Origin of the sequence: Burkholderia sp. 9120 (genome assembly GCF_000745015.1) — a bacterium.
Taxonomy (GTDB): Bacteria; Pseudomonadota; Gammaproteobacteria; order Burkholderiales; family Burkholderiaceae; genus Paraburkholderia.
The window spans coordinates 5,062,897-5,076,345 of sequence record NZ_JQNA01000002.1 but is presented as its reverse complement, the minus strand read 5'-3'; the positions used below and the strand labels follow the sequence as shown (position 1 = coordinate 5,076,345).

Annotated in this window: 14 protein-coding genes; 9 read left to right on the top strand and 5 right to left on the bottom strand. The window is 61.5% G+C overall.

Translation table 11 applies throughout. The features are described 5' to 3' along the window. Nucleotides 1-191 precede the first annotated feature (191 nt). Nucleotides 192-1,076 (bottom strand): LysR family transcriptional regulator, encoded by an 885-nt coding sequence (locus FA94_RS30765; protein ID WP_035558570.1) that lies wholly within the window; start codon nt 1,074-1,076, stop codon nt 192-194. Between the two features lie 128 nt (nt 1,077-1,204). On the opposite strand from FA94_RS30765, the gene argC reads away from it, so the two are divergent. Beyond that, on the top strand, nt 1,205-2,134 hold the full coding sequence (argC, locus tag FA94_RS30760) for an N-acetyl-gamma-glutamyl-phosphate reductase (RefSeq protein ID WP_035558568.1): 930 nt from the start codon (nt 1,205-1,207) through the stop codon (nt 2,132-2,134). Nucleotides 2,135-2,182: 48 nt separating this feature from the next. Here the strand turns inward: argC and FA94_RS30755 are convergent, their stop codons facing one another. Further along, complete coding sequence (locus FA94_RS30755) at nt 2,183-2,920, bottom strand: helix-turn-helix domain-containing protein (protein ID WP_035558565.1); 738 nt, start codon at nt 2,918-2,920, stop codon at nt 2,183-2,185. Nucleotides 2,921-3,036: 116 nt separating this feature from the next. Between FA94_RS30755 and FA94_RS30750 the strand changes: the two genes are divergently transcribed. Both FA94_RS30750 and yiaA read left to right on the top strand, forming a co-directional pair. Next, on the top strand, nt 3,037-3,654 hold the full coding sequence (locus FA94_RS30750; protein WP_035558564.1) for a YebB family permuted papain-like enzyme: 618 nt from the start codon (nt 3,037-3,039) through the stop codon (nt 3,652-3,654). 131 nt (nt 3,655-3,785) lie between these two features. Continuing rightward, entirely contained in the window at nt 3,786-4,226 is a 441-nt protein-coding gene (gene yiaA, locus FA94_RS30745) for an inner membrane protein YiaA (protein WP_035558561.1), read from the top strand. 58 nt (nt 4,227-4,284) lie between these two features. Here yiaA and FA94_RS30740 read toward each other — a convergent pair whose 3' ends face one another. Together FA94_RS30740 and FA94_RS30735 are read right to left on the bottom strand one after the other, a co-directional pair. Continuing rightward, nucleotides 4,285-4,827, bottom strand: a complete 543-nt coding sequence (locus FA94_RS30740; protein WP_035558559.1) for a DinB family protein — start codon at nt 4,825-4,827, stop codon at nt 4,285-4,287. A 193-nt stretch (nt 4,828-5,020) separates the two neighbouring features. Next, nucleotides 5,021-5,965: a LysR family transcriptional regulator gene (locus FA94_RS30735; protein WP_035558557.1), complete on the bottom strand. Its 945-nt coding sequence runs from the start codon at nt 5,963-5,965 to the stop codon at nt 5,021-5,023. A gap of 165 nt (nt 5,966-6,130) precedes the next feature. Between FA94_RS30735 and FA94_RS30730 the strand changes: the two genes are divergently transcribed. Continuing rightward, nucleotides 6,131-6,868, top strand: coding sequence for an SDR family NAD(P)-dependent oxidoreductase (locus FA94_RS30730; protein ID WP_035558556.1), 738 nt, complete (start codon nt 6,131-6,133; stop codon nt 6,866-6,868). Between the two features lie 251 nt (nt 6,869-7,119). Next, nucleotides 7,120-8,529 (top strand): purine-cytosine permease family protein, encoded by a 1,410-nt coding sequence (locus FA94_RS30725; protein ID WP_035558554.1) that lies wholly within the window; start codon nt 7,120-7,122, stop codon nt 8,527-8,529. A 128-nt stretch (nt 8,530-8,657) separates the two neighbouring features. On the opposite strand, the gene FA94_RS30720 is transcribed toward FA94_RS30725, so the two are convergent. Further along, the gene (locus FA94_RS30720; RefSeq protein ID WP_035558552.1) at nt 8,658-9,584 is read right to left on the bottom strand and encodes a LysR family transcriptional regulator; all 927 of its coding nucleotides are present in this window, start codon (nt 9,582-9,584) and stop codon (nt 8,658-8,660) included. 196 nt (nt 9,585-9,780) lie between these two features. Between FA94_RS30720 and FA94_RS30715 the strand changes: the two genes are divergently transcribed. The 4 genes from FA94_RS30715 to argE are packed head-to-tail and all read left to right on the top strand — an operon-like array spanning nt 9,781 to nt 13,426. Continuing rightward, a complete protein-coding gene (locus FA94_RS30715; RefSeq protein WP_035558551.1) occupies nt 9,781-11,130 on the top strand; it encodes a flavin-containing monooxygenase in 1,350 nt (449 codons plus the stop codon). Then, nucleotides 11,130-11,561, top strand: a complete 432-nt coding sequence (locus FA94_RS30710) for a RidA family protein (protein WP_035558549.1) — start codon at nt 11,130-11,132, stop codon at nt 11,559-11,561. The genes FA94_RS30715 and FA94_RS30710 overlap by 1 nt, the downstream gene beginning before the upstream one ends. A gap of 10 nt (nt 11,562-11,571) precedes the next feature. Next, the gene (locus FA94_RS30705) at nt 11,572-12,249 is read left to right on the top strand and encodes a DUF1028 domain-containing protein (protein ID WP_035558547.1); all 678 of its coding nucleotides are present in this window, start codon (nt 11,572-11,574) and stop codon (nt 12,247-12,249) included. Then, entirely contained in the window at nt 12,242-13,426 is a 1,185-nt protein-coding gene (gene argE / locus FA94_RS30700; protein ID WP_035558544.1) for an acetylornithine deacetylase, read from the top strand. The genes FA94_RS30705 and argE overlap by 8 nt, the downstream gene beginning before the upstream one ends. Nucleotides 13,427-13,449: the final 23 nt, after the last annotated feature.

Below are 13,449 nucleotides of genomic sequence, written 5' to 3'. Positions count from 1 at the left end.
AAAGCCTAGATTGTCACCGATTCGCGTAACGCCGTCGATTAGCGGTTTGTAGCTGACCCTTTTACATAATGCAAACGGCATATTACAAACCAGTACTGACGGGGCACATTACTTGTGAGCGACATTCGTGATATTCACGCCGCGTTGAATGTCGTTGAATGCCGCAACCCATGAAAAATATCATTCAATCTCTATCTCAGCCGCAGATCCCACAGTACGTCGAGTACATGTCGCGTCGATCGTTCGACATGTCCCGCTCGGTGCGCAATGCCGAGTTGGCGCCACAAAGCGGGCCGCAGCGGACGCATGACGATACGCGTGTCGAGCAAGGGCGTGGTGGCTTCATGAGGTAACAGCGCCGCGCCGTAGCCCGCCGCCACCAGACTTTTGATCGCGTCGTTGTAATTGACCTCGATACGCGGCGCCGGATGCTGCCCGCCGTTCGCGAACCATTCGGCGGTCAGGCGTGAGAGGCGAGTGGTGGTGTCGTTGAGAATGAGCGGCTGAGCGGCGAGCCAGGCGGGCGTGACGCGTGCCGGACACGGCCATTGAGCGGGCACGAAGGCCATGACCGGATCGCGGCGCCACGGTTTGATCACGAGCCCCGCCACGGGCGATTGCGGCAGCGCGACCAGCCCCACGTCCAGCGAGCCGTCCGCGAGTCGTGTGAGCGTTTCCTGCGAGGTGAGCACGGCAACCTGAACGTCGATAGCGGCATGCTGCTGCCCCAGTACTTCGAGCGCCTGCGGCAACAGGTGCGCGATGGCGCCCGTCGACGCGCCCAGCCGCACACGACCGGCGAGGCCCTGCACCTGGCGCTGCACCTCTTCGAGCGTGCGTTCCGCGTCGTCCAGCAGACGGCGCGCTTTCTCCACCAACGTTTCGCCAATGGCCGACGGCCGCACCTGCCCGCGTTTGCGCGACAGAAGCGGCGCGCCGATCCGGCTTTCCAGCTCCGCGATGTGGAGGCTGACGGTGGGCGGCGCGAGGTTCAACGCGCGCGCCGCTTCCGCAAAAGAGCCGCGCTCGGCTATCGCCACCAGCGTGCGCAAGCGGTCCAGACTGATCTCTCGCATGGCGATTTTCCTCGTTCAGAAAAGCTGAATATCAGCGTCATGAAATTCAACTTTCCCTATTCTAGCTTCACGGGGAAGATAGCAGTTCCCGATTTCACCGTTCCCCCGATCACGCGAGAGTTTCCGATATGAGCGCTCCCCTTGTTTTCATCGATGGCGACCAAGGCACCACCGGATTGCAGATTCACGAGCGTCTGCGCGGCCGGACCGATCTGCAACGTGTCACGCTAGCCGCCGCCGAACGCAAGAATTCGCAGCGTCGCGCGCAGGCGCTCAACGCGTGCGACATCGCGATTCTCTGTCTGCCCGACGCCGCCGCGCGCGAGGCGGTCTCGATGATCGCCAATCCCGCCGTCAGGGTGATCGACGCGAGCTCCGCGCATCGCACGCAGGACGGCTGGACCTATGGCTTTCCGGAGATGACGCAAGGGCAGGCGGAGCGTATTGTGGGCGCGCATCGTGTCACGAATCCCGGTTGTTATCCGACGGGGGCAATCGGGCTTTTGCGTCCGCTGCTGGAGGCAGGGTTAGTACCGCGCGATTACCCGCTCGGTATCCACGCGGTGTCGGGGTACTCGGGAGGCGGGCGTGCCGCCGTGGAGGCGCATGAAAACCCCGGTGCTTCCCGGCCATTGCCGTTCCAGACCTATGGCCTGGCGTTGTCGCACAAGCACCCGCCGGAAATTCAGCAGCACGCGGGGCTCGCGCATCGCCCGCTTTTTGTTCCCGCTTATGGTGCGTTCCGGAAGGGCATTGTGCTGACGGTGCCGCTCGAATTGCGTCTGCTCGCCGCGGGTGTGGACGGCGCGACGCTGCGCGATTGTCTCGCGCGGCACTATGCCGGGGCGGCGCACGTGCAGGTTACGTCGCTGGAAGAATCGCGCGCTTTGACCCACCTCGATCCGCAAGCGCTGAATGACACCGACGACATGCGCCTGACGGTATTCGCCAACGAGGAGCACGGTCAGGTGCTGCTTGCCGCGGTGTTCGACAATCTCGGCAAGGGCGCGTCGGGCGCGGCCGTGCAGAACCTGAATCTGATGATCGAACGGTTGTAAGCGCATCCATTCATCGAAGAGAACTTAGGCGTTCCCAACCGGCGGGCGTCACGCCGCCCGCCGGAGCTTTCTGAACACTTCAGGTTCCCACACGCGCATTGCCAGAAGCAGGGCAGTGCCGCGCTTCTCCGTCAACGGGGCGGCCGACGATTCGTTGTGAAGCGCGGCCAGTTTGCCGCGCAACTTGCGCATTTCTACTTGCAGTTGAGCGTAGGCCGCTTCGGTCAACATGCCGTGAGCGAAGTCCATGGACTCGTCCGGCACGTCGAAGCGGCTCTCCATGAAGTCGGGCAAGCCCTGTTCCAGAAACAGATGCCGGATCGGGCCGTCCTGCAGCCAGTCGAAGTCTCGCGCCACCAGCAAGCGGATCCGGTTCCCCGGTTTCAGATCCGCAATTCCCATGCGGTCCAGCACGAGAAGATGCTTGATGCACTCGGCTTTCGACAACCGGTAAGCGGACACGATGTCTTCGAGCGACCAGTGACTCAGCGCACAGATCGCCACCAGCAGCAGCTTGTCATTCGAGACGAGCTGCGCCTCCTGTTCACGCGTGAGGACATGCAGGCGCGGAATCGACGACTCCGCGTCCTGCAGTAATTCGATCAGCGTGACACCGAGCAGATCGCAGATCTGCACGAGCCGCTCCACCGAGAGACTCTCCCCCGCAAACAGACGCTTGACGCTCGGTTCCGATAAATCGAGCGCCAGTGCGACGTGTCGATAAGTCAGCCCGGCCGCTTTGAGTTGCTGCTTGATCGTTGCAATGAGCTGACGGGTCTCGGTCATGGGAGTATTGGATTTCGATACCAAAGGTATCAGTCTAAGCAATTTTCCAAGTAGAAAATGCGATATTTGCGACCGGCTTGCATACTGCGCTCCATCGAACAAGCGAGGAGATCAGCATGTCGAGACAAGCGGACGCAACGTCGTTGGCCCATCTACGCGTTGGCGATCTGGTTTTCATCCGCGTCACCGCGCGGCCGTTTCTTGAGGTGGCTAACGCCACGAACTCCTGGACGAATCACGTGGGTATCGTTATCGACGATCGCGGCGACGATCCGCTGATTGCGGAAAGCACCTTTCCTTTAGCGCGAACCACGCCGATGACACGCTTTGTCAAACGCTCCGAAAACGGGCGCTACGCGATCGCGAGACTCGCCACGCCGCTTGACGATACCCATCGCCACAAACTGATCGACGCGGTGACAAGCCGCATGGGCGCGTTCTACGACACCGGCTTCAATCTGAATTCGCGAGGGCAGTTCTGTTCGCGCTTCGTTCGCGAGGTCGTTTTCGACGCGACAAGTATTCAACTCGGCGAGGTGGAGACCTTTGCGACGCTGCTGCGGCGTCATCCCGATCCGAAGCTGGGATTCTGGCGGCTCTGGTATTTCGGCCGGATTCCGTGGCACCGTCCCACTGTGACGCCAGCGAGTTTGCTTCGAAGCCCGCATTTGCGGATGGTGAGCGACACCCCTGAAATAGTGCCTGCGCTTTCGACAACGAGAAGCGGTCATTAAGCCATAGACCGTACTAACACTAAGACTAAACGGGGTAATCCATTTTTCTCATGCTGGATCAATAAGTTTTTGCGGTCACGTCTAAATCGCGTTACCCTTCGAGCAAATTAATCGACAAAAGGAGAGTTTTTATGGACCGTTCCACGCAACAGCCGTCTTTCGCATTCGTTGCCGCTTCATGGGGCGCATTACTGGCTGGATTCTTTGCGTTTCTGCTCGGCCTGTGGAATGCCGGTATGCAGCTCAACGAGAAAGGTTATTACTTCACGGTGCTCGTATTTGGTTTATTCGCGGCGATTTCGCTGCAAAAGAGCGTGCGCGATCGCGTAGAAGGCATTCCTGTTACGGCGATTTACTACGGCCTGTGCTGGGTTTCGCTTCTGCTGTCCATCCTGCTGCTTGGCGCGGGGCTGTTCAACGCGACGCTGGCGCTGAGCGAAAAAGGCTTCTACGGTATGGCGTTTATTCTGGCGTTGTTCGGCTCGGTTGCCGTGCAGAAGAACACGCGCGATATCAAGGCCACCAAACCGCAATTCGCGGAAGTCGATCCGGCTCAGGGTACGCCGGAATAAGCGCAATAGCGCAATAGCGCAATAGCGTCGCGCCCAGCTTTGCGCGCGACGCTTCGATTCATTCTTCGGCTACGACGTCACGCAGCCGGCGTGACGGCTCGCTGCGATGAAGATGAACTGCATAGGTGTCCCACGGTAACTGCAAACTCTGCGGCGAGCTGGCCGATACCTGTTTCATGACCCGTCCTACTTCGCCGCGGTGATAGCCGCCGTGGATCACCACGTGGGTCAGCATCTCTTCGCGCGTCATGGTGCCGCTATCGCCGTCGGTAAATGAAAAGGGAATCGATTGGGACAGCATGTCGGGCGTGACGGTGCTCGCGTACTCCTGATACCAACTGTCTATCGCGGACAATTCCGCGCGCAGCGCGTCTAATGAGGGCGTATCAGACGTGTTGTCCGAAGCGAAACCGTGAGTGTCGCCCGCCAGATGAGCGGCGAATATCTTTTCCACCACCAGACAGTGATTCATCAGCCGAAGGGCAATATGCCGTTCCTCGGCGTGATGCGCGGCGTCGAGCCCCTGCATGGAGTCCAGCAATTCCTGATTCGCCCAGGCCTGATAGCGGAACATCTTGAGCAATAGATTATTCGTGCTCATGGGGTGGCGTCCTTGTTGGAATAGTGAGTGAGCTGCACCTACATTATTTTCGGAGAAGGTCCCGTTGTCCACTCGCATTCCCAATGCAGTGAAAATCCGTCATAGCCGCGCATCAGTTGAATTTCTGACCCTCGCAATAGGCGTTTATTGCGGCGAACGCTCACGTTCTGGATGCGTGGCTGAGTCGCCCGCTTCAGCGTCGACCGTTTCGCCCACGCATGTCACCAGCGAGTTTCTCCACGAGAAAATCGACGAAGCACCGCACCCGTAGCGACAGATGGCGGCCATGCGGATACAGCAGCACGAACGGCCTCGACGCGCCACCCAGCGCAGGCAGAACTTCGACGAGCGTGCCGTCGCGAAGATCACGCTCCACCACGAAGCGATACGTTTGAAACAGTCCCGCGCCATGACGCGCCAGCGTCACGCCGCCGAGCACGTCGCCGCCGCTCGAATAGCCGCCGTCCGTGATCAGCTCGACGGTTTCATCGCCACGCCTGAATGTCCACGAGATTCGCCGGCCTGTGCTCGGCCGCTCGAACTGGATGCACTCGTGATCCTTCAGATCCTCCAGCGACGTGGGCGTGCCGTTGCGCGACAGGTACTCGGGTGTCGCGACCAGAGTCAATTCCGCATCTTCGAGCTTGCGGGCGATCAGGTTGGAATCGACCGGCGCGCGTCCGCGAATCGCGAGGTCATAGCCTTCTTCCGCGAAATCGATATTGCGATTGCTGATGTGCGCATCGACCTGCACGCGGGGATAGCGCGCGCGAAACTCCGGCAATAGCGGCAACACCCTGTAGTGCGCGTAGGGCGTCGGCATGCTGATACGCAACGGTCCCGCCGGCTCCGATTGCTGCCCGGTGGCCTGACGCTCCGCGTCGACCAGTTGCGACAGCGCCTCTCGACATTGCTCGAAATACGCGCGCCCCGCGTCGGTCAGGCGGATCTGCCGCGTGGTTCGTACGAACAGTCGCACCCCCATGCGCTCTTCCAGTCGCGAGACTGAACGGCTCACCGCCGCCGGCGTGACACCGGCCGCCATGGCAGCCGCCGTGAAGCTTGCCAGCTCGGCTGCCAGACAGAAAAGTTCGATGCTGCCGAGCAGAAGGTCGTCGAATTGCCGTTTGCTATTCATTACATGGTGTATCAGGTGATTTTTAGAAAACCGGATTTATCGACTGAAACGGCATCAGTATAGTCCGCCTCAGGGAATCGACGAAGTGCGGCGGATTCCCTGCCGTGGCGCGCTGCGACGCAGATCCGCGAGCTTTCTCCGCGCATTCCTGGCAGGAGTTCAACCGTGAATAACGAAGCGAGAACCGTGGTCATTACGGGCGCATCCAGCGGGATTGGTTTTGCGTTGGCGCAGGCGTATCTGGCGCGCGGCGACAACGTAGTCGGCAATGCCCGCACGATCGAGCGTCTGGAAACGGCTGCGCAGAAACTGGGCAATCCGCCCAACTTCCTGACGGTCGCCGGCGATATCGCCGATCCGGCGACGTCACGCACGCTGTTCGAGCGCGCGATCGCCGCGTTCGGGAAAGTCGACGTGCTCGTCAACAACGCGGGCATCTTCATCGCGAAGCCGATCGCGAACTACACGGACGACCATCTCGACGCACTGATCAACACCAACCTGAAGGGCTTCTTTTATCCTACGCAGCAGGCGGCCGAGCATATGGCCCGCAACCGTCAAGGACATATCGTCAGCATCACGGCGAGCATCGCCATGCAGCCGACCGCGAAAGTGCCCGCGCTCTTGCCGGTGCTGATCAAAGGTGGCTTGAATCAGGCCACGCGAGCCCTCGCGCTCGAACTGGCGTCGAGCAACGTCAAGGTCTCGGCGGTGGCGCCGGGCGCGATCGACACACCGCTGCACGATCCTTCGCGACATGCGTTCATGAAGACGCTGCAGCCTGCCGCGCGACTCGGTTCGACGAAGGACATCGTGGACGCGGTGCTTTATCTGACCGACGCGGAATACACCACGGGCGTGGTGCTCGCCGTAGATGGCGGCGCGACTGCGGGAACGTGGTGAGGCGCTGAGAAACGCACGCGTTTTCGGCCCCTCATCGACCGGTTGCGCGCCACGCTTTACCTTTGTCTGCATCGAAAAAATCTATGCAAGGCATCGGTAAACAGTGTTGGTCAAAGAAATATGGCCTCAGTAAATTGAATTGACACATGGGGCGCAGGCAACGGCACAGGCCGCTCTGCCGCGCGACGTCAACGCCCTGGTCGAAACTTATCGAGCGCCAACGCGCAACAACGAAGGAAAGGGAGGGTGATATGGCCGACAGCCGCAGTGCGGTTCCACTGATCGAGAAACACACCATCGGTTACGTTCCGCACGAGGAACGACACGGAAAGGTGCGTGACCTGTTCACGCTCTGGTTCGGAGGCAACATCGCTCCGCTGCCGATCGTCACGGGCGCGCTCGGCGTGCAGATTTACCACCTCAACCTGTTCTGGGGTGTCATTGCGATTCTGGTCGGTCAGGCAATCGGCGGCGTGCTGATGGCGCTGCATTCCGCGCAAGGGCCGCAGATGGGCATTCCGCAGATGATACAAAGCCGGGCCCAGTTCGGCTCGTGGGGCGCGCTGCTCGTCACGGTGATTGCCGGCGTGATGTATGTCGGTTTCTTCGCGTCGAATATCGTGCTGGCGGGCAAGTCGCTGCATGGTATCGAGTCGACGATTCCGGTGCCGGTCGGCATTCTGGTCGGTGCGTTGGGGTCGGGACTGATCGGCATCATCGGATACCGGTTCATTCACATTCTCAACAGGATCGGCACCTGGGTGTTGGGTATCGGTATCGTGATCGGCTTCACGTATATCGCGACCCACGTGACGACCGCCGATTTCCTGACGCGCGGCGGCTTCAATATCGCCGGCTGGCTGGCCACGGTGTCGCTGTCGGCGCTCTGGCAGATCGCGTTTGCGCCGTACGTGTCCGACTATTCGCGTTACCTGCCTGCCAACGTCGGCGTGGCCCGCACGTTCTGGGCGACTTATCTCGGCTGCACGCTGGGCTCGTCGCTTGCGTTCGTGTTCGGTGCGGTGGCCGTGCTCGCCGTGCCTCCCGGCGTCGACACGATGGACGCCGTGAAGCTGTCCACCGGCGCAATCGGTCCTTTCATGCTGGTTCTGTTCCTGCTGAGCGTGATCAGCCACAACGCGCTCAATCTGTATGGCGCGGTGCTGTCGGTGATTACTTCGCTGCAGACCTTTGCGTATAAGTGGATTCCGACTGTCAAGGCGCGTGCCGTGCTGTCGCTGATCATCATGGCGGCCTGCTGTTTTGCGGCGGTGGGCGCGTCGAAAGACTTTGTCGGCCACTTTGTCGACCTGGTGCTCGCGTTGCTCGTGGTGCTCGTGCCGTGGACGGCGATCAACCTGATCGACTTCTATGTGATCCACAAGGGGAAATACGACGTCGATTCGATCTTCCGCGTGGACGGCGGCATCTATGGACGCTTCAACATGCAGGCGCTGACCGCCTACGCCGTCGGCATCGTCGTGCAGATTCCGTTCATGAACACGCCGATGTACGTGGGCTCGTTCTCGGCGCACCTGGACGGCGCGGATCTGTCCTGGCTGGTGGGCCTTATCGTCACGACGCCGCTTTACTACTGGCTCGCCACGCGGGACACCGCGTATCGTCGACGTCAGAATCAGGCGAGCGTAACGGTTCACTGAAGCGGTTCACTGAAGCGCCCAATAAAATTGCCCTGCAGGAAAGCAGCGACGAAATCTTCGTCGCTGCTTTTTTTCATTCCGACGCAGCGTTAGTGGTGCCGAACCCGCGCCGCTCGATTACCGCTGAATCACCCCTCAATATGCAGCCGCCGGATATACGACTCGCAGAACGTCGAGAAGCGGCGCACCACCTGACGCGGCTTCATCGCATTGGATTGCGCGATGCCGAGCGTGGTGGCGTTCACGTCGTCCTTGAAGCGCTTGATCACGAAGTCCTCGCCGTCCACGGTGCGGTTCGATTTCAGCGGGAAATTAAGGATGCTGTAACCCAGCCCGTTCGCCACCATGCCGCGCACCACTTCCGGTTGCGACGAGCGGAACGCGGCGACGGGACGGCTGCCGACCGCGTCGAACAACGCTGAAAAATACTCGCGGCTGTGCGGCAGATCCAGCATCACATAAGGCTCGGACAACAGCTCTTCGAGCGACACCTTGCGGGCGCGCGCGAGCCGGTGCGTCTTCGGCAGGATCACATATGGCGGCAACGACAGCAGCGGCGTGAAGGTAATGCCCTCCGTGATATCGAGGCTATACGTCAATGCAATGTCGAGCGAGCCGTCGTGCAGGCCGTTCAGCAGCGTGTCCTGATGCGCCTCCACGGTGCGGAACGCAATGCCCGCATGGTCCTGCACAAAGCGGCTGATGATGCCGGGCATCAGCGGCGGCGCCAGCGAAACGAGGCACCCGAGCGCGATGGTGCCGGTCATGCCGCCGTCCATTTCTTTTGCGGCCAATTGCAGGTCTTCGGCATTCTTCAGCAGATTGCGCGCGTGACCCAGCAGGTCGCGGCCCGCCTGCGTGAGCGACAAACCGCTTGCGTGATGGCGAATGAACAACTGCACGCCGAACGATTCCTCGAGATCCGCCAGCGACGTCGAGATAGACGGCTGCGAGATATGCAGGCGCTTTGCCGCGGCGGTGAACGACAGCGCTTCCGCCGTCACGACGAAATATCGCAGTTGGCGCAGCGAGTAACGCAGCGGATTGCTTTCCATCCGTCTCTCTCCTCAAACAGGGTTCCACTGGCTGCATTGTGATCCACACAAAACGTCCTTGCATAGAAAAAAACGATGCTATGGATTTTTTAAATATGTTTTTCCAAATCAGGCGGCCAGCGTACATTTTCTTCATGGTTGAGCGAGGCGGTAGCGCCGGCGCTTGCCATCCAACGCTTTTCAAAAGGAAACAGCGATGACTGCTGAAAAAATTTCGATCGATACGCTGGTGGTGGGGGCCGGTCAGGCCGGCGTCGCGATGAGTGAACACCTGAGCAAGCTCGGTGTGCCGCATCTGGTGCTGGAGCGCGATCGCATTGCCGAACGCTGGCGCACCGGGCGGTGGGATTCGCTGGTCGCCAACGGTCCGGTCTGGCACGACCGCTTCCCCGGTCTGGAATTCGACGATCTCGATCCTGACGCGTTCGCGCCGAAAGAACGCGTCGCCGACTATTTCGAAGCGTATGCGCACAAGTTCAATGCACCGATCCGCACGGGCGTGGCGGTGACGAGTGTGGCGCGCCATGCGGGGCGGCCGGGCTTCACCGTGGAAACGTCGATAGGCGTGATCGAGGCGAGCCGCGTGGTGGTGGCGACCGGACCGTTCCAGCGCCCGGTGATTCCGCCGATCGCGCCGCAAACGGACACACTCACGCAGATTCACTCGGCGGATTACCGCAATCCACAGCAACTGCCCGAAGGCGGCGTTCTGGTGGTCGGCGCCGGCTCGTCCGGCGTGCAGATCGCGGATGAGTTGCAGCGTGCGGGGCGGCAGGTTTACCTGTCGGTCGGCCCGCACGATCGTCCTCCGCGCGCCTATCGCAATCGCGACTTCTGCTGGTGGCTGGGCGTGCTCGGCGAATGGGACAAGGAAGCGGCGCGGCCGGGCAAGGAACACGTGACGATCGCGGTAAGCGGCGCGCGCGGCGGCCATACCGTCGACTTCAGAGCGCTCGCGCATCAGGGCGTGACGCTGGTCGGTCTGACGAAGACCTTCGACGATGCACACGTCACCTTCGAAGCCGATCTCGCGACCAACCTCGCACGCGGCGACGAGAACTATCTGTCGCTGCTGGACGCGGCGGACGCGTATATCGCCCGCAACGGCCTCGATCTGCCGGAAGAACCCGAAGCGCGCCGCACGTTTGCGGACCCGGCCTGCGTGAGCGATCCGATTCTCGAACTCGATCTGGCCGCGGCCGGCGTGACCTCGATCGTTTGGGCGACCGGTTACGCGGTCGATTACGACTGGCTCCACGTCAACGCGTTCGACGCCAAAGGCAAGCCGCAGCATCAACGCGGCGTGTCGAGCGAACCCGGCGTCTATTTTCTGGGTTTGCCGTGGCTGTCGCGGCGCGGCTCCACGTTTATCTGGGGCGTGTGGCACGACGCAAAACATATCGCCGACCACATCGCCACGCAGCGCAAATATCTGTCCTATCGCGACGCTTCGCAGCGCGAGACAACGCAGTCCCGCAAGGAAGCGCCGGCCAGCTCGCCGGCCGTATCGCGAGTTCAACACGTCAACGAATTGGGAGTGAATTAATGCCGACTCATACGCGCATCCGCATGTTCAACACGAAAGACACGTATCCGAACCAGTCGCTCGATAACGATCTTTGCCAGGCCGTTCGCGCCGGCAATACCGTTTATGTGCGCGGCCAGGTGGGCACGGATTTCGACGGCCGACTGATCGGCCTCGGCGATCCGCAGGCGCAGGCCGAACAGGCGATGAAAAACGTCAGGCAGCTGCTACTGGAAGCGGGCAGCGACCTGTCCCACATCGTCAAGACGACGACGTATCTGATCGACCCGCGTTATCGCGAACCGGTCTATCAGGAAGTCGGCAAGTGGCTGAAAGGCGTGTTCCCGATCTCCACCGGGCTGGTCGTCAGTGCGCTGGGCCAGCCGCAGTGGCTGATGGAAATCGACGTGATCGCGGTGATCCCGGACGGCTGGCAGGCGAACCCGGCTTAAGGAGCAGGGCATGACATTCTCGATCGTTGGACGCTGTCCGGACACCGGGCAGCTTGGAATCGCCATCAGCTCGTCCAGTATCGCGGTCGGCGCGCGGTGCCCGTGGGTACGCGCGGGCGTGGGCGCGGTCGCGACGCAGAACGTCACGCTGCCCGCGCTCGGGCCGCGGATTCTGGATGGCCTCGAAGCGCCGCAGGGCGAACCGGCGGCGGCCCTGGACCACGCGCTCGGCACCGACGCGTGGCGCGCTTATCGCCAGGTGACGGTGATCGATAACGAGGGACGTACCGCGTTTTTCAGCGGTGCCGAAGCGCTCGGTCTTCACAATGCCGTGGCCGGCAAGCAGTGCGTTGCCGCGGGCAATCTGCTGGCGGATCGCGAGGTGATCGACGCGATGGTTCATGCATTTGAGAACGCGTTGGGGATGCTCGCGGATCGTCTGCTGTCGGCCATGCATGCCGCGATGGCGGCCGGCGGCGAAGCCGGGCCGGTGCATTCGGCGGCGCTCAAGGTGGTGGGCGACGTGAGTTGGCCGATTGTCGATTTGCGGCTCGACTGGGCGGATGAAGACCCGATCGGCAAGCTCGACGATCTCTGGCAGGCGTATCGGCCGCAAATGCAGGACTATCTGGCCCGCGCGTTGAATCCAACGGCAGCGCCAGGGTATGGAGTGCCGGGCGATGAATAGGCAGTCGAGCCGCGCGCTGCTCGAACAACTGATCGGCTTCGCGACGGTGAGCCGGGATTCGAATCTGGAACTGATCGCGTTCATCCGCGATTACCTGGCGGATCTCGGCGTGCGGAGCGAACTGTTCTACAACCCGGAGCGCACCAAGGCCAATCTGTTCGCCACGATCGGCCCCGAGGATCGCGGTGGGATCTTGCTGTCCGGACATACCGATGTCGTACCCGTCGACGGGCAAGCGTGGACGGTCGAGCCGTTCCGTCTCACGGAGAACAACGACCGTTTGTATGGTCGCGGCACCGCCGACATGAAAGGCTTTATTGCCTCCGTGCTGGCGGCCGTGCCTGCTTTGCTCGACCAGGCGCTGACGTTGCCCGTGCACCTTGCGTTCTCCTACGATGAAGAAGTAGGTTGCCTCGGCGTACGGCCGATGCTGGCCGAACTGGCGAAGCGTGCGCACAAGCCGCGCCTGTGTCTGATCGGCGAGCCCACCGGCATGAAACCGGTGCTGGGCCACAAAGGCAAACTCGCGATGCGCTGCCAGGTGAAAGGCGCGGCGTGTCACTCGGCTTACGCGCCGTATGGCGTCAACGCGATCGAATACGCGGCGCGGCTGATCGGTCGCTTGGGACAGATCGGCGCGCAACTGGCGCAGGCCGAGCATCACGATCAGCGTTTCGATCCGCCGTTTACGACGGTGCAGACGGGCCTCATCAAAGGCGGCCGGGCGTTGAATATCGTGCCGGCGGAATGCGAGTTCGATTTCGAAGTGCGCGCGCTGCCGGGCTTCGATGCGCAAGCGGTCTCGAACGAACTGCGATCCTATGCCGACGCCGAATTGCTGCCGGCCATGCGGTCGGTGCAAGCCGACACGGACATTCATCTGCAACCGCTGAGCGCGTACCCAGGACTGGCCACCTCGCCGAATAGCGAGGCGGCGCGTCTGTTGGCGCTGTTAAGCGGCTCGTCCGAATTCGGCACGGTGGCGTTCGGCACCGAGGGCGGTTTGTTCGATGAGGCCGGCATTCCCACGGTGGTTTGTGGGCCCGGCAGCATGGACCAGGGGCACAAGCCGGACGAGTTCGTCACGGTTCAGCAACTGGGCGAGTGCGATGCCATGCTGGTTCGGCTGGCCGGCTATCTCAGCGACGCTCGCGCAGTGGAACTGAGCACGCGCTAAAGCGGCACGAGCGGTCAGGAGAC

What these genes read in the sequence shown, in the direction of transcription:
- FA94_RS30765 (WP_035558570.1), bottom strand. Translation starts at nt 1,076, where the DNA reads ATGCGAGAGATCAGTCTGGACCGCTTGCGCACGCTGGTGGCGATAGCC.
- argC (WP_035558568.1), top strand. Translation starts at nt 1,205, where the DNA reads ATGAGCGCTCCCCTTGTTTTCATCGATGGCGACCAAGGCACCACCGGA.
- FA94_RS30755 (WP_035558565.1), bottom strand. Translation starts at nt 2,920, where the DNA reads ATGACCGAGACCCGTCAGCTCATTGCAACGATCAAGCAGCAACTCAAA.
- FA94_RS30750 (WP_035558564.1), top strand. Translation starts at nt 3,037, where the DNA reads ATGTCGAGACAAGCGGACGCAACGTCGTTGGCCCATCTACGCGTTGGC.
- yiaA (WP_035558561.1), top strand. Translation starts at nt 3,786, where the DNA reads ATGGACCGTTCCACGCAACAGCCGTCTTTCGCATTCGTTGCCGCTTCA.
- FA94_RS30740 (WP_035558559.1), bottom strand. Translation starts at nt 4,827, where the DNA reads ATGAGCACGAATAATCTATTGCTCAAGATGTTCCGCTATCAGGCCTGG.
- FA94_RS30735 (WP_035558557.1), bottom strand. Translation starts at nt 5,965, where the DNA reads ATGAATAGCAAACGGCAATTCGACGACCTTCTGCTCGGCAGCATCGAA.
- FA94_RS30725 (WP_035558554.1), top strand. Translation starts at nt 7,120, where the DNA reads ATGGCCGACAGCCGCAGTGCGGTTCCACTGATCGAGAAACACACCATC.
- FA94_RS30720 (WP_035558552.1), bottom strand. Translation starts at nt 9,584, where the DNA reads ATGGAAAGCAATCCGCTGCGTTACTCGCTGCGCCAACTGCGATATTTC.
- FA94_RS30715 (WP_035558551.1), top strand. Translation starts at nt 9,781, where the DNA reads ATGACTGCTGAAAAAATTTCGATCGATACGCTGGTGGTGGGGGCCGGT.
- FA94_RS30710 (WP_035558549.1), top strand. Translation starts at nt 11,130, where the DNA reads ATGCCGACTCATACGCGCATCCGCATGTTCAACACGAAAGACACGTAT.
- FA94_RS30705 (WP_035558547.1), top strand. Translation starts at nt 11,572, where the DNA reads ATGACATTCTCGATCGTTGGACGCTGTCCGGACACCGGGCAGCTTGGA.
- argE (WP_035558544.1), top strand. Translation starts at nt 12,242, where the DNA reads ATGAATAGGCAGTCGAGCCGCGCGCTGCTCGAACAACTGATCGGCTTC.